This window comes from Comamonas avium, assembly GCF_014836675.1.
Classification (GTDB): domain Bacteria; phylum Pseudomonadota; class Gammaproteobacteria; order Burkholderiales; family Burkholderiaceae_C; genus Comamonas; species Comamonas avium.
Genome location: NZ_JACSQK010000001.1, coordinates 348,584 through 368,619 on the forward strand (window position 1 = coordinate 348,584; position 20,036 = coordinate 368,619).

The following is a 20,036-nucleotide window of genomic DNA, read 5'->3' on the forward strand; positions in this document are numbered from 1 at the left end:
ATGGTCAACGTGTGAATTTGGATCTTTTTGGCGATGCAACGCCTGAACAGCCTGCTCCTGCAGCGCCCAAAGCTGTGGTGGAAAAGGTGCAGGCGCTGCGCAGTCAATTGCAGCAGTGGGCACATGAATACTATGTGCAGGACGCCCCGACAGTTCCTGATGGTGAGTACGACCGTGTTTTTCAGCAATTACAGGCTTTGGAAGATGCCTACCCCGCATTGCGTACAGCGGAGTCACCCACCCAGCGCGTGATTGGTGCGGTGCTAGATGGTCTGAAACCTGTGCGCCATGTGGTGCCGATGCTTTCCATTCGTACTGAAACCGACAACGAGGCAACGGGCGCACAGGCATTTGATGCGCGCATTCGCCGCGAGTTGGAACTTAGTGACAGTGCCCCCGCGGTGGAGTACGTGGCTGAACCCAAGTTTGATGGCTTGGCCATGAGCTTGCGCTACGAAAATGGCCGCCTTGTGCATGCAGTCACTCGCGGCGACGGTGAGGTGGGTGAGGATGTCACTCACAACGTTCGTACCATTCGCCAAATCCCCTTGGTGCTGGGGGCATCCAACGTGCCTGCGGTGCTGGAAGTGCGTGGCGAGGTCTATATGCGCCGTGCAGATTTCGCCCAGCTCAATGCCAGGCAGCAAGCCGCGGGCGGCAAGCAGTTTGCCAACCCACGCAATGCCGCTGCGGGTTCGGTGCGTCAGCTCGATTCCAGCATTGCCATGCAGCGACCCTTGTCGTTCTTTGCCTATGGTGTGGGCGAGGTGACTGCTTCTGCTCAGGGTGGGCCAGCTTTTGCGACGCATTACGACATGCTGCAGCAGCTGAAGGTTTGGGGCTTTCCGGTTGCTGAGCAAGTACGGATTGCGCATGGCGCTCCTGACCTGATTGCGTTTCATGCTCAATTGGGCGCGCAGCGCGCTGCATTGCCTTACGAAATTGATGGAGCGGTCTATAAGGTCAACAGTCTGGCTTTACAGCGGCAACTGGGTTTTGTGACGCGCGAACCCCGTTGGGCGGTGGCGCACAAGTACCCGGCTGAAGAGATGCCAACAGTGATGGAAGGTATAGACGTACAGGTGGGGCGCACCGGTAAGCTCACCCCCGTGGCGCGGCTGGCTCCGGTCAGCGTGGGGGGCGTGACCGTCACCAACGCCACGTTGCACAACCTGTTTGAAATTCGCAAGAAGCGCGTGCGTGTGGGCGATACCGTTATCGTGCGCCGCGCTGGCGATGTGATTCCAGAAGTAGTAGGCAAAGTGCCTGGTGAGCGCCCCGCTTATGTGCCCAACTTTCAGATGCCCAAGAAATGTCCCATTTGCGGCTCTGAAGTGGTGCGTGAAAAAGGCGAGGCCAACCACCGTTGTACAGGGGGGCTGTTCTGCCCCGCACAGCGCAAAGAGGCGATTTTGCATTTTGCAGCGCGCCGGGCTCTGGATATTGAAGGCTTGGGCGGAAAACTGGTAGACCAGCTGGTCGATAGCGGTGTAGTGCGTACCTTGCCTGACTTGTATCGCCTTGGTTTGTCTGGGCTGGCTGCGCTGGACCGCATGGCCGAGAAATCTGCCCAGAACCTGCTGGATGCGCTGGAACAATCCAAATCAACGACGCTGAACCGTTTCTTGTTTGGTTTGGGAATTCGCAACGTAGGCGAGGCAACGGCTAAGGATCTGGCGCGTCACTTTGGCCTGCTGGACGCCATCATGGATGCAAGTCTCGAGCAGTTGATGGAAGTGCGCGATGTAGGGCCTGTCGTGGCTGAAAGCATTCACACCTTTTTTGCCCAGCCGCACAACCGCGAAGTGGTAGAGCAATTGCGCGCTTGTGGCGTGCAGTGGGCAGAAGGCGCACCCGCTGAGAAGTCCCCGCAAATTCTGGCGGGCAAAACCGTGGTGCTGACTGGCACGTTGCCCACCATGGGGCGCGATGAGGCCAAAGAATTGCTGGAAGCAGCAGGGGCCAAGGTCAGCGGATCGGTCAGCAAAAAAACTAGTTATGTCGTCGCTGGCGCTGAAGCGGGCAGCAAGCTGGCCAAAGCACAGGAACTGGGCGTGCCAGTGCTGGACGAAGCTGGCTTGCTTGCATTGCTTCAAGGCAAGGAACTCTAAATGGCACTGACCCCGCGCGCACCGAAGATTGGTTTAGCGCTGGGCAGTGGTTCTGCCCGTGGCTGGGCGCACATTGGCGTGCTCAAGGCGCTGGATGATGCAGGCATCAAGCCCGATGTGGTGTGTGGCGCTTCAATTGGTGCGCTGGTTGGCGCCGCCTATGCCGCAGGGGAGATAGAGCGGTTTGCTGATTGGGCGCAGAGTCTGGGCATGCGCGATGTGTTTGGCTTTATGGATTTCAACCTCTCGGGCGGCATGCTCAAGGGGGAGAAGCTGATTGATTTTTGGCGCCGCAATTTCGCTGACTTTGACATCGAAGACTCTGCGATCCCATTCGGATCGGTGGCGACCGACCTGCATTCAGGCGCTGAGGTGTGGTTGCGCCATGGCTCGATTGCCAGGGCCGTGCGTGCCTCTATTGCCTTACCAGGTTTGTTCACGCCTGTGGTTCGCGATGGCCGGTTGCTGGTGGACGGTGGTCTGGTCAATCCCGTGCCGTCTTCGTTGGCCCGTGCCATGGGGGCCGACATTGTGATTGCCGTGGATCTGAATGCGGATCTGGTACATCGGCACATGCGCCCTCTGGCGGTAGTCCCAGCTATTCCTGGCGGCCAGCTGCCCGAAGTGGTGGAGGCGCAAAGTGCCGCATGGATCAGCCGCCTTCAGCAGGGTCTTCGAAGCTGGATGCCCGGGCAATCGCCAGCAGACTTGGCACCAGAGGAAACGATGCAAGTGCCCTCGTTGCTGGATGTGGTTATGACCAGTGTGAACATCATGCAAATGCGGATCACGCGCAGCCGCATGGCAGGTGACCCTCCAGAGCTGGTGATTGCACCACGCCTAGCACACATGGGTTTGCTGGACTTTCACCGTGCCAAAGAAGCCATGGCTGCTGGTTATGCAGCAGCGCAGGCCGCTTTGCCCGGTTTGCAACACTTTGGCTGGAAACCGGTCGATCAGAAAAAATAGCTGTTAACGCTTGTGCAATAAGCGATTACGTTGATTTTCGTTATTGCAGCGTTTGCTTATCGGCGGCGTACAGCACCCGCACGGCCTGCTTTGCTCCAGTCGTACACTTCGCCATCCGGGGTTCGGCCATTCTCAACCGCTGAAACGCCCATGATGCCGACCATCTCGCGCAGCTCTGAGGAGATGCACACATGCGCATTGCGTGGGTCCATGCGCAGGCTCTGGCAGTGTGCAAGGGCCTGACTCATCTCGCTGTCGCTGTAGGCATGGGATTGGGGTAACCACTCGGGTGTCTGGCCTTCAGGCTGGAGGTTGTACATGTGGAAGACAACAATGCTCATGGCAACTCATTTACGTGGGTCGAAAAAATACTTTGTAACGCAAGCGCGGCTTGGTTGCAGTGCTATAGACCTACTGACCCCAATGTTGGCAGTGCAAAAGTAAACTGCGGGGTTAGATTTTTCGCACAAATCCCCCGATGAACGCACCGATTGATGTTTCCTTTTTTCAGCGTGATGCCAAGCCGCTGACCAGCTATCGTCCCTACTGGGCGAAGCGCTTTGGTACGGCACCGTTTTTGCCAATGAGCAGGGCAGAGATGGATCAGCTGGGCTGGGACAGCTGCGACATCATCTTGGTCACGGGCGATGCCTATGTGGATCATCCCAGCTTTGGTATGTCTGTCATTGGCCGTGTGCTGGAGTCTCAAGGCTTTCGCGTCGGCATCATTGCCCAGCCCGATTGGCAAAGCGCTGAAGCCTTCAAGGCTTTGGGCAAGCCCAATCTGTTTTGGGGTGTGACTGCAGGCAACATGGACTCCATGATCAATCGTTACACAGCGGATCGCAAAATCCGCAGTGACGATGCCTACACTCCTGGAGACGTGGGCGGCAAGCGTCCAGACCGTGCTGCCATTGTGTATTGCCAGCGCTGTCGCGAAGCCTTCAAGGATGTGCCCATCGTGCTGGGTGGTATCGAAGGCTCGCTGCGCCGCATTGCGCACTATGACTATTGGAGCGACAAGGTCCGCCGCTCTATTGTGGTAGACAGCAAGTGCGACATTTTGCTGTATGGCAATGCTGAACGTGCGCTGGTAGAGGTTGCCCACCGTATTTCACGCCGTGAGCAGGTGGAGCAAATTACCGACGTGCGCGGTACCGCCTTTGTGCGTCGTGCCTCTGAAGAAGGCTGGTTTGAGGTGGACTCCACCGAGGTGGATGAGCCTGGTGTGGTGGAAGCCCACATCAATCCGTACATGACAACCAGCGAGCAGGCAGCGGCACAAGGCCAAAGCTGCTCCAAAGAAGATGCACCAAACACAGTAGCTGTTAACGCAGGTACAGATTGCGCTACGGGCCAAAAAGATACTGTATCTGCAATGCCTTCGGTACAGCCCATTCAGTTTGTGCCTAACCTGTCTTTGCGCAGCAAGAGCAAGATGCCGCCCCGTGACAAGACGGTACTGCGCTTGCCCAGCTATGAACAGGTCAAAAGCGACCCCATTTTGTATGCGCACGCCAACCGCGTTCTGCACCTGGAAACCAATCCTGGCAATGCCCGCGCCATGGTGCAGGCCCATGGCGACGGTGCCACGGCGCGTGATGTCTGGTTGAACCCGCCGCCCATTCCGTTGACCACCGCGGAGATGGACTGGGTGTTTGGCTTGCCGTATGCGCGGGGACCGCACCCTAGCTACGCCGACGCAAACGGCAGCCATGAGGGCGAGACCAAGATTCCTGCGTGGGAGATGATTCGCACTTCGGTGAACATCATGCGTGGTTGTTTTGGTGGCTGCACTTTCTGCTCGATTACTGAGCACGAAGGCCGCATCATTCAAAGCCGCTCCGAAGACTCCATCATTCAAGAGATTGAGGACATCCGCGACAAGGTCACCGGTTTTACCGGCACCATCTCTGACCTGGGCGGCCCCACGGCCAATATGTACCGTCTGGGCTGCTCCAGCCCCGAGATTGAAAAGCACTGCCGCAAGCCCAGCTGCGTGTTCCCCGGCATCTGCCCGAACCTGCACACTGACCACGGCCCGCTGATCAATATCTACCGCCGTGCCCGCAAGCTCTCGGGCATCAAGAAGATCTTGATTGGCTCTGGCCTGCGCTATGACCTGGCGGTGAAATCACCCGAATACGTCAAGGAGCTGGTGCAGCACCACGTGGGCGGCTACCTGAAGATTGCCCCTGAGCACACCGAAGCTGGCCCGCTCAATAAGATGATGAAGCCGGGCATTGGCAGCTACGACAAGTTCAAGCAGCTGTTTGAAAAGTACAGCGAAGAAGCAGGTAAGAAGCAATTTCTGATTCCATACTTCATTGCTGCGCACCCCGGCACCAGCGATGAAGACATGATGAATCTGGCCATCTGGCTCAAGAAGAATGGTTTCCGTGCTGACCAGGTGCAAACCTTCTACCCCAGCCCCATGGCTACGGCGACAGCCATGTACCACAGCGGCCGCAACACCTTGACCAAGGTGCGCAGAGAAATGCGGGACGAGGATGAAGAGCGCGTAGACATCGTGCGCGGTGAAAAGCGCCGTCGTCTGCACAAGGCCTTTTTGCGCTACCACGATGCAAACAACTGGCCGCTGCTGCGCGAAGCGCTCAAGGCCATGGGGCGTGCTGACCTGATTGGCAATAGCAAGCAGCATTTGATTCCTACGTTCCAGCCTTTGGTGGATGGCAGTTACCAAAGTGCCCGCAAGAAGAACAGCACGCAGACCAAGGCGACAACGTCAGGTCTGGGCTATACGGTGAACAAGGACGGAAAGGCTGTTGCCATGCGTCCACGGCCTATCGACGAGAACGCCGCCAAAGAACCCAAGGGTGATGTGCGATTCCGCGGCAATGATGCCGGTGGACAACCGCGCCCCGGCAGGTTGCTCACCCAGCACACAGGCCTGCCTCCACGTGCAGGTGTGAAAGCACGCCCTCAGGCGGGTAAAAAGCCGCAGCGCTAAAGCGGTGTTGCAAAAAAGGGCTGGTACAAATTGTGCCGGCCCTTTTTTTATGTACGCGGGATGCCTGCAGGCGTGCTGTTTTTTCTGGCCGGTCTTAGCTGTGGCGGTGGGCGCGATGCCTGCGTGAAAAAAGCAGCATCCAGCAAGACGGGGGGCGCAATGTAATAGCCCTGTGCGTAGTCGATGCCCATGGCCTGCAAGGCTTCGAAGGTGGCTTGATCGCCGACAAATTCTGCGACGGTTTGCTTGCCCATTACATGGCCAATGTGGTTGATGACTTCCACCATGGCGAAATTGTTGGGGTTTTTGAGCATGTCGCGCACAAAACTGCCGTCTATCTTCAGATAGTCAACGGGGAGCTGTTGCAGGTATTTGAAGCTGGCCATGCCGGAGCCGAAGTCATCCAGCGAGAAGCGGCATCCCAGTTGGCGCAATTCATTGATCATGGATGTTGCGCTGTCCATGCTGGCAATCGCACTGGTTTCCGTGATTTCAAAACACAGTTTTTCTGCAGCAACACCTTGGCTCAAAATGTTGTGGCGAATGAATTCGAGCAACTCGCTGTCGCCCAAACTGGTGCCAGAAAGATTGATGGAGCAGGTGCTGATATTCGCACCCTGGGCAAGGTGCATTTTCAGCAGCTTGAGGGTATTGCGCACGACCCAGCGATCAATCAGCGTCATCAGGTCATAGCGTTCAGCAACCGGAATGAATTCGGCAGGAGATAGCGGTTGCCCGGGCTTGTCAAATAGACGCAGCAGCACTTCAAAATGAATGCCGTCCATGCCCTTTCCCTGGGGTGTCAGGGGGTACACGGTTTGTGCATACAAGGTGAACTTGTCCTCTTCCAGGCTGGTGCGCAGGCGCTGCACCCAATCCATGTCGCCCTGATAGCGTTGAAATACACGGTTGTAGGGGTTGTAGACGGTGATACGGTTGCGGCCACTGTCTTTGGCGTGCTTGCAGGCACTGTCTGCCATGCCCAGAAGGTTTTGCGGATCGTTGTTCTGGCTGGGGTCAATGTGAACGACACCAATGCTCACCCCGGTGTGCAGGTTGTGCTGTCGCCACTGCACATTGAGCTCATGCACGGACTTGCGTAAACGCTCGGCAGTTTGCATGGCTGCATGGGGCTGGCAATGGTTGAGCAGGACGGCGAATTCGTCACCACCGACACGCGCCATTACGTCGCTTTCCCGCAAGGCCAAACGCAGCTGCTGGCACACCTGGCGCAAGATTTCATCACCTGCGGCGTGACCGTAGCTGGCATTGATCATCTTGAAATGATCCAGGTTCAGATGCAGCAGGCTGGCTTGGTATTTGCCAACGGCTTGAAGCAGATACTTTTCAAAGGCTGCGCGATTGTCCAGGCCGGTGAGCAGGTCGTGGCTTTGTTGCCATGCCAGCATGCGCATGTAGTTTTGCTCTTGAGAAACATCGTGCAAGACCATCACCGAGCCGGAGTGCACGTCGTCTTGCTCCAGCGAAGTGATGGAAACACGCACAGCCACACTGTCTTGCTCTGCCCGGGTAAGCCAATGTACGCTTTCATCTCGGTGCTGGTGAATGCCTGGTGGCTGCAGCATTTCTGCGGAAAATGGCAAGACTTCAATCACGCTGCGACCCAGCAAGCGGCCAAGAGGCATATCCAGCAGGCGTGATACCGCTGGGTTGGCATATCGAATGCGTTGCTGCGTGTCCAGGGTGAGTACACCATCGCCTAGCGCCGCTAAGGTGACGTTGCTGCGCAGACGCTCCACCTCCAGTTCGCTGTTGGCTTTAATGCTTTCAGCAATGGCGCGCTGTACAGATAGCCAATACAAAATGCTCAAGACGAGCGCAGTCAGCAAGTTCACCAAAAGCAGCATATTGCCCAGACTGCGAGAGTTTTCGCCCAGCGATGCGCTGAACTGCTTGGCCAGCGGCATGACGGTGCTGTCTATGGCCGCAATCTGCTGGTGCCATGCGGCGATTTCTCTGGGAGAAACTGGCTTGTCTGAGGAGCGGCGGATAAAAATCTGTTCACCCAGTTCACGGATGGACTGAACGTGTGCATCTCCCTGGCGCCATAGCGCTATGGTCGGCTGCAATATCTTCATGTTCCAAAACCATGGCAACACACGCAGCAGGCTGTCGATGTCTGCGGGGTGGTTTTCGCCTTGCAGCAGCCCCTCCCGCATAGCGTGCGTATCTTGCTGGCCTGCATCTAATGCTTCTCGGGCCTTGCCAACGCCCAGCGGAATGGAGAGTGCTTCTTGAAAGCTGATGTAGTCTTGCGCTGCCCCGCTGTCTGCATATTGGTGAAGGTTGGAGAAAGCGACATACAGCCCTTTGCTCCACAGACTTTCACCACTGACCACGACACGGACAGAGGACATCAGCACAATGCTTGCACTGGCGACCAAGAGCTGTACGGCCACAGCGCTGATGAATAACCAGCGCCGCCATTTGTAATGTTTACTGGTGAGAAGGCGGTTGGACATACAAGTCAGCTTTAAAGGGTTAAGAGGCGACTTGCTCTGGCGCTAGGGGAGTATGTCTCTCACACAAAACAGGTGGCAGGTGGCTTGCGTGCGGTTTGCGTGTCTCAGTGCAGCGCGCTGCATCTGTTAGTGGCTTGCTAGCTGCGACGCCATGGTGTGGCATGCATTGCTTCAGTGGCAGCGTTGTCAAAGGCACCATGGCCCTTGGTTGCTGGGCCTTGCCGGTGGTTAGGCGTACAACTTGAACTTGCAAACGACTGGCGGCGCACAGCGCTGAAAGCTGAACCATCTGAACCTTTCAAACAAGGCAATACACAGGGTGAGCAGTAAAGATTTAACGCGGTATGCCAATGCTGTGAACGCACCGTACTTGACGGTGGGTGCCTGATGTAATTATTTGTGCTTGACAGGGGTTAAATGTAGGGGGATGCCGCTTTGTCCTGCCATCGCCGCCAGTTCGTTGCATGTATGGCGCGCAAAAAAGCGTTTAAACGCTTGGTGCGTAGCGTGTTCGCGCATGTGTTCAATGCTGCCGTCCGCGCTCGGCAGCCCTGCGACGACGCACAAGCGCTGTGCAAAATGGGGCTCCAGCGCAGCCAGTGCGACCCAGCCGTCAGCACAGCGGTACATGCCATAGCCTGCATGCGCGCCACCGACATCGCCTTGTGGTGTGGTCATCTGCCACTGGCGGGGCAGGGCCGTCCAATGGGCGGCCTGGGCCAGGCCAATGTCCACACAGTGACCGGAGCCGCTGTGCGCTCGTGCCAGCAGGGTCTGCATGATGGCTTCACTGGCCATGACTGCGCCGGTCATGTCTGCAAATAAGCTTGCGGGCATATGTCCGCTATCGAGCAAGCCTGCCTCAGCTTGGTAGGTCAGATCGTGGCCGGCATGCCCCGCTTCTTGGGGGTCAGTGCTGCCAAAAATGCGCACCATGCACAGGCGGGGGTACTGTGCTTGAAGCTCGCTCCAATCCAAGCCCAGCTTGTGCAGAGCGTTTGGGCGAAAGGAGGTGAGCAGTACATCAGCTTGGTTGAGCTGCTCGTGCAGCAGTGCCTGTCCTTCAGGGGTTTTCAGGTTGGCCTGCAGCAGCTCAATGCCCTGATGCAGTTGCGTATATGCTGGCGGACTGTAGGCCTGCATGGGGTCTGCACTGAGCTGGCCCTGCGCGGCCACGGGCTCGAGCTTGAAGCACTGCGCGCCCATTTGGTGGCAGCGCATGAGGGCTGCAGGGCCGGGCAGATTCAGTGCCAGACTCAGAATGCGAGTGCCCTGCAAAGGCTGCAAAGTGGTAGAAGCTGATGGTGCGTGCATGCTGCTTTGTATGCTCAGCCGAGTGAAAAGTCTGCCGCTTTGGCGTCAATTTATTTATTGATAGCTGTCAGCGCTTATGGGCTATGACTTTCAAATAGTTTTATATTTGAAACTGTTTTACAGTAAGCGTTAGTAGCTATTCTTTATGAAAAATGTGAACAACAAAAAACCGCCCGAAGGCGGTTGATTGCGCACAGGCGTAGCGCTTTAGATCACGGCAGCAATCGACTTGCAGACGTGCTCGATGTTCTTGCTGTTCAGTGCTGCCACGCACATGCGGCCAGTGTCTGTGCCGTACACGCCGAACTCGGAGCGCAGGCGAATCATCTGTTCTTTGCTCAGGCCGGAGTACGAGAACATGCCGATTTGCGTGGTAATGAAGGACATGTCTTGCGTCACGCCAGCAGCCTTCAGGCCGTCAACCAGCTTTTGGCGCATGGCCTTGATGCGCACGCGCATTTCGCCCAGTTCTGCTTCCCACTGCGCACGCAGTTCGGGGTTGTTGAGCACTGCGGCAACCACGGCACCACCGTGTGTAGGTGGGTTGGAGTAGTTGGTGCGAATGACAATCTTCAGTTGCGACAGCACGCGTGCCGCTTCTTCCTTGTCGTTGGCCACCACAGACAATGCACCTACGCGCTCGCCGTAGAGGCTGAAGCTCTTGGAGAACGAGGTGGACACAAAAATATTCAGGCCAGCGGCCACGAACTTGCCGATCACGGCGCCGTCCTCGGCAATGCCATGTCCAAAGCCTTGGTAAGCCATGTCCAGGAACGCCACCAGATTCTTGGCCTTGACCACTTCAATGACCTGGTCCCATTGCGCGGCCGTGATGTCGTAGCCAGTAGGGTTGTGGCAGCAGGCGTGCAGCACAACCACGGTGCCAGCGGGGGCTGCGTTCAGGTCAGCCAGCATGCCGGCAAAGTCGATGGAGCGGGTGGCTGCATCGTAGTAAGCGTAGTTGACCACTTCAAAACCGGCATTTTGAAAAATGGCGCGGTGGTTTTCCCAGCTGGGGTTGGAGATCATCACCTTGGCGTTGGGGTTGAGCTTCTTCAGGAAGTCAGCGCCAATCTTCAGGCCGCCCGTGCCGCCAATGGCTTGCACTGTGGAGACGCGGCCAGACTTGACCACATCGGAATCGGCACCAAACACCAGCGCCTTGACGCCGTTGTCATAAGCGGCAATGCCATCGATTGGCAGATAACCGCGGGGTGTGGGCTTGTCCATCATGGCTTTTTCAGCGGCCTGCACGCATTGCAGCAGGGGCAGCTTGCCGTTGTCGTCGAAGTACACGCCCACGCCCAAATTCACCTTGCTGGGGTTGGTATCGGCAGCGAATTGATCATTCAAACCCAAGATAGGGTCGCGGGGGGCCATTTCGACGGCAGTAAACAGAGACATGAATCGTCCTTGAGGGTAGAAAAATTGCAGCTCGCCCCCAACTGACTCCTGCGTTAGGCTTGAGGGTTAGCGCGCCATTTTACCCCGGCATCTGCCTATGCGCTGAAGACATAAAACCATGCAAGAAGAAACAAAAGCTGCGGTGCTGCCTGGCACCTTTGTCACTTATCCAGACTCGCCGTTTGAGTTGTTCCAGCCGTACCCGCCGGCAGGCGATCAGCCTGCGGCCATCGAAAAGCTGGTGGAGGGGGTGCAGGACGGCGAGGCTTTTCAGACGTTGCTCGGGGTTACGGGTTCGGGCAAAACCTTCACCATGGCCAATGTGATTGCGCGCTTGGGTCGGCCCGCCATCATTTTTGCGCCCAACAAAACGCTGGCAGCGCAGCTGTACAGTGAATTCCGCGAGTTTTTCCCCAAAAACGCCGTGGAGTACTTTGTCAGTTACTACGACTACTACCAGCCTGAAGCCTATGTGCCGCAGCGCGATCTTTTCATTGAAAAAGACAGCGCGATCAACGAGCACATTGAGCAGATGCGCCTGTCGTGCACCAAAAGCTTGATGGAGCGGCGCGACGTGGTGATTGTGGCCACGGTCTCGGCCATCTACGGTATTGGTGAACCAGAGAGCTACCACCGCATGGTGATGACGGTGCGCACTGGCGATCGCATGAATCAGCGCGATGTGATCGCGCAGCTGATTCGCATGCAGTACCAGCGCAATGATCAGGATTTCTCGCGTGGCACGTTCCGCGTGCGCGGCGACACGATTGACGTGTTCCCGGCAGAGCACTCAGAGCTGGCGCTGCGCATTGAGCTGTTTGACGATGAGGTGGACAGCTTGCAGCTGTTTGACCCGCTCACTGGGCGTATCAAACAAAGCATTCCACGCTTTACGGTCTACCCGCGCAGCCACTATGTAACGCCCCGCGACAAAGTGCTGGCGGCGGTGGAAACCATCAAGCTGGAATTGGCAGAGCGCAGCAAGCAACTGGTGGGCATGGGCAAGCTGGTGGAGGCGCAACGCTTGGAGCAGCGCACGCGCTTTGATCTGGAAATGCTCAGCGAAGTGGGCCACTGCAAAGGGATTGAGAACTACACGCGCCACCTGTCGGGTGCTGTGCCAGGTGAGCCACCCAGCACGTTGACCGATTACATGCCCAAAGACTCCATCATGTTTTTGGACGAGAGCCACCAGATGATTGGTCAGCTCAACGCGATGTACAGCGGTGACCGCTCTCGCAAGACCACCTTGGTGGAGTACGGCTTTCGTTTGCCCTCTGCCATGGATAACCGGCCACTCAAGTTTGAAGAATTTGAGCAGCGCATGCGGCAGGTGATTTTTGTTTCGGCCACGCCGGCCGATTACGAAAAGACCCATTCCGGGCAGGTGGTCGATCAGGTCGTGCGACCCACAGGCTTGGTAGACCCCGAAATTGAAGTTCGCCCAGCTACGCACCAGGTGGACGATGTGCTGCAGGAAATCCGTCTTCGTACGGAGCGTGAAGAGCGGGTGCTGATCACCACTTTGACCAAGCGCATGGCCGAGCAATTGACAGACTATCTGACTGAAAACGGCGTGAAAGTGCGCTACCTGCACTCGGATATCGATACGGTAGAGCGTGTCGAGATCATTCGTGATTTGCGTCTGGGTGTGTTTGATGTCTTGGTCGGCATTAACCTGCTGCGCGAAGGTCTGGACATTCCCGAGGTGGCTTTGGTGGCCATCTTGGATGCGGATAAAGAAGGTTTCCTGCGTGCTGAGCGCAGCTTGATTCAGACCATTGGCCGTGCGGCGCGCAATTTGAACGGCAAAGCCATTTTGTATGCAGACCGTATCACCGACTCCATGCGCAAAGCCATGGATGAGACCGAGCGCCGTCGTGCCAAGCAAATTGCGCACAACGAAGCCAATGGCATCCAGCCGCAGGCCATTGTCAAGAGAGTGAAAGACCTAATTGATGGCGTGTATAGCGAGAAAAGTGTGCGGGCATCCGATGAGCAAAGTCGGGCAATGGTTCGCCATGGCGCTTTTGAGCACATGTCCGACGCCGAGCTGGCCAAAGAAATCAAGAGAATGGAAAAAGAGATGCTGGAGCGAGCCAAGAATCTGGAGTTCGAAGCCGCAGCGCGCTTGCGAGATCAGTTGGCAGTTCTTAAACAAAAACTGTTTGGGGCTTGATTTCAAAGCTTTTTTTCTGCGGCAATAGTCTGAGTTAATGGCGTTGATTGCGTGTATCCGACAAAATTGATGGGGTTTCTGATATACTTCGTTTCAACATTCAACAACAACAAAAGACTTCTTAGAAGAAGGGCTCTGTGCCTTGACGAGGTGGCAGAGTAAGGGCGGAGACGGTAGTCAATCCGGTTGCCGCGATTGATGTTTCTGTAACTAACAGCCTGACTGAAGGAGCTCACGATGCGTCTTACTACCAAAGGCCGCTTTGCGGTCACAGCCATGATCGATTTGGCACTGCGCCAGAACAACGGTCCTGTCACGTTGGCTGCTATCAGTCAGCGTCAGCAAATTTCCCTGTCTTACCTTGAGCAGCTGTTCGGTAAGCTGCGCCGCCACGAGTTGGTTGAATCCACACGTGGTCCTGGAGGTGGTTATACCTTGGCACGCAAGGCTTCTGAAATCACTGTCGCAGACATCATTGTCTCGGTTGACGAGCCAATCGACGCTACCCAGTGTGGCGGCAAGGAAAACTGCATGGGTGAAGCAGGTCGTTGCATGACCCACGAACTGTGGTCTGCACTGAATCAGCGCATGGTGGAGTTCTTGGACTCTGTCACCCTGCAAAAGCTGGTGGATGAGCAACTGGCAAAGGGTATCCAGATCGAGGATAAGCCTGTTGTGCGTCGCGCCATCTCCACAGCTCCTGTGGTCAAGCCGATTCGTGTGAATGCGCCCAACTCAGTCTTTGCACTGGGCAACGTATTCGCCAAGTCTTGAGCGCATGAGTAGACCCGCCGAACGTATTCGGCAGGTGTTATGAGTTTTCAATAGGCAGCTTGGTGCTTGCCAGACAGATATCAGTAGAGCCAGCCATGGACATGACCCCACATTTCCCCATCTATCTTGACTACGGTGCAACAACGCCTTGCGATCCTCGCGTGGTGGATGCCATGATTCCGTGGTTGCGCGAGCACTTTGGTAATGCGGCTTCCCGCAGCCATGCTTGGGGCTGGGAGGCGGAAGAGGCTATTGAGAAGGCGCGCACACAAGTTGCAGACCTGATCGGCGCTGATCCCCGCGAGATCGTGTGGACCAGTGGTGCCACAGAATCTGATAATTTGGCCATCAAGGGCGCTGCACACTTTTACCAAGGTAAAGGTAAGCACCTGATTACTGTCAAGACCGAGCATAAGGCAGTGCTGGACACCATGCGCGAGCTGGAGCGTCAGGGTTTTGAGGTGACCTATCTGGATGTGCAAGAAAATGGCTTGCTCGATCTGGAAGTATTCAAGGCGGCTGTTCGTCCTGACACTATCTTGGCCAGCGTGATGGCCGTTAATAACGAAACTGGTGTGATTCAGGATCTGAATGCCATTGGTGCCTTCTGCCGTGAAAAAGGCGTTATTTTCCACGTGGATGCTGCGCAGGCAACGGGCAAGATGCCTTTGGACATGTCCAGCATGCCGATTGACTTGATGAGCCTGGCCTCGCACAAGTCATACGGCCCCAAGGGGATTGGTGCGCTGTACGTGCGTCGTAAACCTCGTGTGCGTTTGGAAGCGCAGATGCATGGCGGTGGTCACGAGCGTGGTATGCGCTCTGGTACGTTGCCCACCCATCAAATTGTGGGTATGGGTGAGGCCTTCCGCATTGCCAAAGACGAGATGCAGCAGGACTACGCGCATGCACAACGCTTGCAGCAACGCTTGTTAGATGGTCTCAAAGACATCGAGCAAGTGTTTGTGAATGGTGATCTTGAGCACCGTGTGCCGCACAACCTGAATATCAGCTTCAACTATGTTGAAGGTGAGTCGCTCATCATGGGTATCAAAGGCTTGGCGGTTTCTTCGGGGTCTGCCTGTACATCGGCTAGCTTGGAACCTAGCTACGTATTGCGCGCCTTGGGCCGCAGCGATGAATTGGCACACAGTTCGCTGCGCATGACGATTGGCCGATTCACCACGGAAGAAGAGATCGATTACGCCATCTCGACGATTCGACAAAATGTGGCCAAGCTGCGTGAGTTGAGTCCTCTGTGGGAAATGTACAAAGATGGTATTGATCTGAGCACCATCCAGTGGGCTGAGCACTAAGCACACTGACGAACAGATTTTTTGAATTTGAAGAGGTAAACACCATGGCTTACTCCGACAAGGTTATTGACCACTACGAAAACCCCCGCAACGTTGGCTCCTTCGAAAAGGGTGACGACACGGTTGGTACCGGTATGGTTGGCGCTCCTGCTTGCGGTGACGTAATGAAGCTGCAAATCAAGGTCAATCCTGAGACTGGTGTGATCGAAGATGCACGCTTTAAGACTTACGGCTGTGGCTCTGCGATCGCCTCTTCGTCTCTGGTGACTGAATGGGTCAAGGGCAAGACGCTGGATGAAGCAGCTGCGTTGAAAAACAGTGTGATTGCTGAAGAGCTGGCTTTGCCTCCAGTGAAGGTGCATTGCTCCATCTTGGCTGAAGACGCAATCAAGGCGGCAGTGAATGACTACCGAGCCAAGCGCGGTGAAGCGGTTGTTGCTGAATAAAAATGGCAATTACGCTCTCTGACGCAGCAGCGCGCCACGTGAATCGCTATTTGACGAAGCGTGGCAAGGGGGTTGGGGTTCGCTTGGGGGTAAAGACCACGGGCTGCTCAGGCCTTGCCTATAAGCTGGAATACGTGGATGAACAAGATCCGGATGACGTTGTCTTTGAAAGCAATGGCGTAAGGGTGATGATTGATCCAAAAAGTCTGGCGTACATCGACGGCACAGAACTGGATTTTGTGCGCGAAGGTCTGAACGAGGGTTTTAAATTTCACAACCCGAATGAACGTGACCGTTGCGGTTGCGGTGAAAGCTTCCGCATTTAATTGCTAACGGGCTAGAGCCTTTAAAACAGAACCGCCAATGCTCCCGTGCTGGCGGTTTTTTATTGACATGAATCTGCAGTCTGATGATTTTGAGTTGATGGGTTTGCCCAGGCAGTTTGCGCTGGATCGTGTGCTGCTGGATGAGCGCTGGAAAGCGCTGCAAAAACAGGCTCACCCCGATCGCTTTGCAGGTGAGGGTGGGGTGGCTCAGCGTGTGGCCATGCAATGGTCAGTGCGTATCAATGAGGCATACCAGCGCCTTAAGCACCCCCTCAAGCGTGCAGCCTACCTGTGCGAGCTGTATGGCGTGCCGGTGCGTGCGGAGGACAACACGGCCATGCCTGCTGCATTTTTGATGCAGCAAATGGAGTGGCGCGAAGCGCTGGACGATGCGGTCAGCGAAGAGGGCATCAATTCTTTAGCGCTGGAGGTGGCATCAGCCAAGCGTGAGATGCTTGAAGAATGCGAGCAATTGTTGACATCTTCAGAGGGCGCTAAGGCGGCGGTTCAAACGGTGAGATCCCTCATGTTTGTTGAGCGCTTTGCGCAAGACATCGAACGTCGTCGCGAGCAACTGGAACAATAGTTGGCTACATCGACCTGCAGCTTGTGCTCAGGGTATTGGGACGGAGTGCCGTTCATTCAGAGACAGATTTACCATGGCTTTATTGCAAATTTCCGAACCCGGTCAATCGCCCAATCCGCACCAGCGTCGCATCGCGCTGGGTATTGATTTGGGAACAACGCACTCCCTGGTAGCTGCTGTACGCAATGGTGTTGCAGAGTGTCTGCCGGATGATCAGGGTCGTATCTTGCTGCCTTCGGTAGTGCGCTATGCGCCTGAAGGCAAACGCCAGATTGGATATGACGCGCGCGTGCATGAAGTGGATGACGCTGCCAACACCATCGTGTCCGTCAAGCGCTTCATGGGGCGCAGTCTCTCTGACCTGGGTGATCAGGTGCAGCATTTGCCGTACGCATTGGCGCAGGTGGCCGAAAACGCAATGGTTGCGGTGCAAACCCGCGCAGGTCTTAAAAGTCCGGTAGAGATCAGTGCGGAAATTTTGGCCACTTTGCGCTACCGTGCAGAAGATACGTTTGACGACGATATTCACGGCGTTGTCATTACGGTGCCTGCATATTTTGATGATGCACAGCGCCAAGCTACCAAAGATGCAGCGCAATTGGCTGGACTGAATTTGCTGCGATTGATCAATGAACCAACCGCAGCAGCTATCGCCTATGGTCTGGATAATGGCAGTGAAGGTATTTATGCTGTCTATGACCTGGGCGGAGGTACGTTTGATATTTCAATATTGCGGCTGACAAAGGGCGTCTTTGAGGTGATTGCAACCGGTGGTGATTCCGCCCTGGGCGGGGATGACTATGACGCAGCTTTGGGTCAATGGTTGCAGGAGCAGGCTGGCGTTGCTTTGGTGGCGGCAGAAGATCGAGCGGCGTTGCGGGTGGCTTCAAAAGCCTGCAAAGAGCGCCTGACGCAGGCTGCGAGTACGCGGTTTGTTGTGACTTTGCCAAGTGGCCCCACTATCGATCAGATGGTGTCGCGTGAAGACTTTGTGCAATCTACCGCTGCCTTGACAAAACGATCACTGCAGGCCGTGCGACGTGCATTGCGCGATGCAGATTTGGCGGTGAAAGACGTCAAGGGTGTCGTCATGGTGGGGGGAGCTACTCGCATGCCTCAGGTGCAGGATGCAGTGGCGCAGTTGTTTGGGCAGCCTCCCTTGACGAACTTGAATCCAGATGAAGTGGTGGCGCTGGGTGCATCGATTCAAGCCAACCAGCTGGCAGGCAATAATTCAGCCGGTGAGCTGCTGTTGCTGGACGTGATTCCGCTGTCATTGGGTGTTGAAACCATGGGCGGTTTGGTGGAGCGCATTATTTCGCGCAACGAAACCATTCCCACGGCACGTGCACAAAACTTCACCACCTACAAAGATGGTCAAACCGCAATGGCAATCCATGTCGTGCAAGGTGAGCGTGACCTGGTGCAAGACTGCCGCAGCTTGGCACGCTTTGAGCTGCGCGGTATTCCTCCGATGGCGGCTGGTGCAGCCCGTATTCGCGTGAGCTTTACGGTGGATGCAGATGGCTTGCTTGCTGTGCATGCCAAAGAAGAAATCAGTGGCGTTGAGGCGCAGGTGGATGTCAAACCATCTTATGGCTTGTCGGATGAGCAAGTTGCCCAGATGCTGCAGGACGGATTTAGTACAGCGCAAGAAGATATGAAAGCGCGTGCACTGGTTGAAGCCCGTGTGGATGCGGATCGCATGTTAATGGCAACGCAAAGTGCGCTGGATGCGGATGGAGATGTCCTGACAGCGCAGCAGCGTGACGACATTTTTGCGCTGATGCAAGCCTTGCGCCAAGCTGTAACTTCTGAGGACGCTGCGCACATTGAAGCTTCGACGCAGGCGCTGGCTAAGGGTACTGAGGCATTTGCTGCAGAGCGTATGAACCGCGGCATTCGTGAAGCCTTGGCGGGCAAGAGTATTCAATCTATTTCGTGAGCGATATAAAACATGGCTGTTATTAAAATTCTTCCCCACCCAGAATACTGCCCTGAAGGCAAGCAACTGGAAGTGCCTGCCGGCACTTCAATTTGTGAGGCACTGCTGGACAACAATATCAAAATTGAACATGCATGTGACATGAGCTGTGCATGCACGACCTGTCATGTGATCGTGCGTGAAGGTTTTAACTCGCTCAATGCAGCAGAAGAAGAGGAAGAAGACTTGCTCGATCGTGCATGGGGCCTGGAGCCGCAATCGCGTTTGAGCTGCCAAGCCATCGTTGCTCAAAAAGATCTGGTGGTCGAAATTCCAAAGTACTCGATCAATCACGCTAAAGAAAATCACTGATCTATGTCGCGTCTCATCGTTCTGGATACGGAAACAACAGGCTTGTCTGCTGAGGGTGGTGATCGCATCATCGAGCTGGGCTGTGTAGAGCTGGTAAATCGCAAGCTCACTGGCAATAATTTGCACCTGTATTTCAATCCAGGGCGTGACAGCCACCCTGATGCGCTGCGTGTGCACGGCTTGACCACTGCTTTTTTGAGTGACAAAGCCAAGTTTGCTGAAAAAGCGCAAGAAATTTTGGCTTATCTGCAGGGTGCAGAACTCATTATTCACAACGCACCATTTGACGTGGGCTTTCTGAATAAGGAGTTTTCGCTTCTGGGGCTAAAGCCTTTGAGCCATTACGTGGATGGTGTGACCGACACGCTGGCCATGGCCAAGGATCTGTTCCCAGGCAAGCGAAATTCTCTCGATGCGCTTTGCTCGCGCCTTGAGGTGGATAACAGCGGGCGAACGTTGCACGGGGCTTTGCTGGATGCGGAGCTGCTTGCGGATGTCTACATCAATATGACGCGCGGGCAAAACGCTCTAGTCATGCCTGATGACGATGATGTCAGTGAGCAGCAATCGGGTGCAGATGTCCCGCAGGGCATTGATTTGCGTTCCATTCGCTTGCCTGTTTTGCAGGCGAATGAGCAGGAGCTTGTTGCTCACGAAGCGGCGCTCAGCGAGCTTGACAAGGCTTCTGGCGGCAAAACAATTTGGCGTATTTGAAAAAAGCATAAGTCAAGCTGTGCAATAATCTAAGTCTTGTCGAAATACAGGCAAGGGTGATTAGCTCAGCGGTAGAGCACTGCCTTCACACGGCAGGGGTCACATGTTCGATCCATGTATCACCCACCATTTTTAAGTCTGCAGCAA

Annotated in this window: 16 protein-coding genes and 1 tRNA gene; 13 read left to right on the forward strand and 4 right to left on the reverse strand. The window is 55.5% G+C overall.

The window, feature by feature from the left end; genetic code table 11:
* The first annotated feature begins 11 nt into the window (after positions 1 to 11).
* Positions 12 to 2,111: an NAD-dependent DNA ligase LigA gene (gene ligA, locus H9646_RS01550; RefSeq protein WP_191721566.1), complete on the forward strand. Its 2,100-nt coding sequence runs from the start codon at positions 12 to 14 to the stop codon at positions 2,109 to 2,111.
* Positions 2,112 to 3,080: a patatin-like phospholipase RssA gene (rssA, locus tag H9646_RS01555; protein WP_191721567.1), complete on the forward strand. Its 969-nt coding sequence runs from the start codon at positions 2,112 to 2,114 to the stop codon at positions 3,078 to 3,080.
* A gap of 56 nt (positions 3,081 to 3,136) precedes the next feature.
* Here the strand turns inward: rssA and H9646_RS01560 are convergent, their stop codons facing one another.
* On the reverse strand, positions 3,137 to 3,421 hold the full coding sequence (locus tag H9646_RS01560; RefSeq protein WP_191721568.1) for a hypothetical protein: 285 nt from the start codon (positions 3,419 to 3,421) through the stop codon (positions 3,137 to 3,139).
* Between the two features lie 137 nt (positions 3,422 to 3,558).
* Here H9646_RS01560 and H9646_RS01565 point away from each other — a divergent pair, with 137 nt between their 5' ends.
* Positions 3,559 to 6,051, forward strand: coding sequence for a YgiQ family radical SAM protein (locus H9646_RS01565; RefSeq protein WP_191721569.1), 2,493 nt, complete (start codon positions 3,559 to 3,561; stop codon positions 6,049 to 6,051).
* Positions 6,052 to 6,098: 47 nt separating this feature from the next.
* Here H9646_RS01565 and H9646_RS01570 read toward each other — a convergent pair whose 3' ends face one another.
* From H9646_RS01570 to H9646_RS01580, 3 genes are all read right to left on the reverse strand, one after another.
* Positions 6,099 to 8,534: a putative bifunctional diguanylate cyclase/phosphodiesterase gene (locus H9646_RS01570; RefSeq protein ID WP_191721570.1), complete on the reverse strand. Its 2,436-nt coding sequence runs from the start codon at positions 8,532 to 8,534 to the stop codon at positions 6,099 to 6,101.
* Between the two features lie 393 nt (positions 8,535 to 8,927).
* Positions 8,928 to 9,848 carry a CoA transferase gene (locus tag H9646_RS01575; protein ID WP_191721571.1) on the reverse strand — a complete coding sequence of 307 codons (921 nt, stop codon included), beginning with the start codon at positions 9,846 to 9,848 and terminating at the stop codon, positions 8,928 to 8,930.
* A gap of 207 nt (positions 9,849 to 10,055) precedes the next feature.
* Positions 10,056 to 11,252 (reverse strand): amino acid aminotransferase, encoded by a 1,197-nt coding sequence (locus H9646_RS01580; protein ID WP_191721572.1) that lies wholly within the window; start codon positions 11,250 to 11,252, stop codon positions 10,056 to 10,058.
* 118 nt (positions 11,253 to 11,370) lie between these two features.
* On the opposite strand from H9646_RS01580, the gene uvrB reads away from it, so the two are divergent.
* The 10 genes from uvrB to H9646_RS01630 all read left to right on the forward strand — a co-directional run bounded on the left by uvrB (position 11,371) and on the right by H9646_RS01630 (position 20,018).
* Positions 11,371 to 13,431, forward strand: a complete 2,061-nt coding sequence (gene uvrB, locus H9646_RS01585) for an excinuclease ABC subunit UvrB (protein WP_191721573.1) — start codon at positions 11,371 to 11,373, stop codon at positions 13,429 to 13,431.
* Positions 13,432 to 13,668: 237 nt separating this feature from the next.
* Positions 13,669 to 14,205 (forward strand): Fe-S cluster assembly transcriptional regulator IscR, encoded by a 537-nt coding sequence (iscR, locus tag H9646_RS01590; protein WP_191721574.1) that lies wholly within the window; start codon positions 13,669 to 13,671, stop codon positions 14,203 to 14,205.
* Between the two features lie 95 nt (positions 14,206 to 14,300).
* The gene (locus tag H9646_RS01595; protein WP_191721575.1) at positions 14,301 to 15,521 is read left to right on the forward strand and encodes an IscS subfamily cysteine desulfurase; all 1,221 of its coding nucleotides are present in this window, start codon (positions 14,301 to 14,303) and stop codon (positions 15,519 to 15,521) included.
* Between the two features lie 44 nt (positions 15,522 to 15,565).
* Positions 15,566 to 15,967 (forward strand): Fe-S cluster assembly scaffold IscU, encoded by a 402-nt coding sequence (gene iscU / locus H9646_RS01600; RefSeq protein WP_191721576.1) that lies wholly within the window; start codon positions 15,566 to 15,568, stop codon positions 15,965 to 15,967.
* A 2-nt stretch (positions 15,968 to 15,969) separates the two neighbouring features.
* Complete coding sequence (iscA, locus tag H9646_RS01605; RefSeq protein ID WP_191721577.1) at positions 15,970 to 16,293, forward strand: iron-sulfur cluster assembly protein IscA; 324 nt, start codon at positions 15,970 to 15,972, stop codon at positions 16,291 to 16,293.
* A gap of 67 nt (positions 16,294 to 16,360) precedes the next feature.
* Positions 16,361 to 16,879: a Fe-S protein assembly co-chaperone HscB gene (gene hscB / locus H9646_RS01610; protein WP_191721578.1), complete on the forward strand. Its 519-nt coding sequence runs from the start codon at positions 16,361 to 16,363 to the stop codon at positions 16,877 to 16,879.
* 73 nt (positions 16,880 to 16,952) lie between these two features.
* On the forward strand, positions 16,953 to 18,824 hold the full coding sequence (gene hscA / locus H9646_RS01615) for a Fe-S protein assembly chaperone HscA (RefSeq protein WP_191721579.1): 1,872 nt from the start codon (positions 16,953 to 16,955) through the stop codon (positions 18,822 to 18,824).
* Positions 18,825 to 18,836: 12 nt separating this feature from the next.
* Positions 18,837 to 19,175, forward strand: coding sequence for an ISC system 2Fe-2S type ferredoxin (fdx, locus tag H9646_RS01620; RefSeq protein WP_191721580.1), 339 nt, complete (start codon positions 18,837 to 18,839; stop codon positions 19,173 to 19,175).
* A 3-nt stretch (positions 19,176 to 19,178) separates the two neighbouring features.
* Positions 19,179 to 19,889, forward strand: coding sequence for a DNA polymerase III subunit epsilon (dnaQ, locus tag H9646_RS01625; protein ID WP_191721581.1), 711 nt, complete (start codon positions 19,179 to 19,181; stop codon positions 19,887 to 19,889).
* A gap of 54 nt (positions 19,890 to 19,943) precedes the next feature.
* Positions 19,944 to 20,018, forward strand: a tRNA-Val gene (locus H9646_RS01630).
* Positions 20,019 to 20,036 lie beyond the last annotated feature (18 nt).

Bases quoted from the DNA above. Each gene is read 5' to 3' on its own strand.
- rssA (WP_191721567.1), top strand. From the start codon at position 2,112: ATGGCACTGACCCCGCGCGCACCGAAGATTGGTTTAGCGCTGGGCAGT.
- H9646_RS01560 (WP_191721568.1), bottom strand. From the start codon at position 3,421: ATGAGCATTGTTGTCTTCCACATGTACAACCTCCAGCCTGAAGGCCAG.
- H9646_RS01565 (WP_191721569.1), top strand. From the start codon at position 3,559: ATGAACGCACCGATTGATGTTTCCTTTTTTCAGCGTGATGCCAAGCCG.
- H9646_RS01570 (WP_191721570.1), bottom strand. From the start codon at position 8,534: ATGTCCAACCGCCTTCTCACCAGTAAACATTACAAATGGCGGCGCTGG.
- H9646_RS01575 (WP_191721571.1), bottom strand. From the start codon at position 9,848: ATGCACGCACCATCAGCTTCTACCACTTTGCAGCCTTTGCAGGGCACT.
- H9646_RS01580 (WP_191721572.1), bottom strand. From the start codon at position 11,252: ATGTCTCTGTTTACTGCCGTCGAAATGGCCCCCCGCGACCCTATCTTG.
- uvrB (WP_191721573.1), top strand. From the start codon at position 11,371: ATGCAAGAAGAAACAAAAGCTGCGGTGCTGCCTGGCACCTTTGTCACT.
- iscR (WP_191721574.1), top strand. From the start codon at position 13,669: ATGCGTCTTACTACCAAAGGCCGCTTTGCGGTCACAGCCATGATCGAT.
- H9646_RS01595 (WP_191721575.1), top strand. From the start codon at position 14,301: ATGGACATGACCCCACATTTCCCCATCTATCTTGACTACGGTGCAACA.
- iscU (WP_191721576.1), top strand. From the start codon at position 15,566: ATGGCTTACTCCGACAAGGTTATTGACCACTACGAAAACCCCCGCAAC.
- iscA (WP_191721577.1), top strand. From the start codon at position 15,970: ATGGCAATTACGCTCTCTGACGCAGCAGCGCGCCACGTGAATCGCTAT.
- hscB (WP_191721578.1), top strand. From the start codon at position 16,361: ATGAATCTGCAGTCTGATGATTTTGAGTTGATGGGTTTGCCCAGGCAG.
- hscA (WP_191721579.1), top strand. From the start codon at position 16,953: ATGGCTTTATTGCAAATTTCCGAACCCGGTCAATCGCCCAATCCGCAC.
- fdx (WP_191721580.1), top strand. From the start codon at position 18,837: ATGGCTGTTATTAAAATTCTTCCCCACCCAGAATACTGCCCTGAAGGC.
- dnaQ (WP_191721581.1), top strand. From the start codon at position 19,179: ATGTCGCGTCTCATCGTTCTGGATACGGAAACAACAGGCTTGTCTGCT.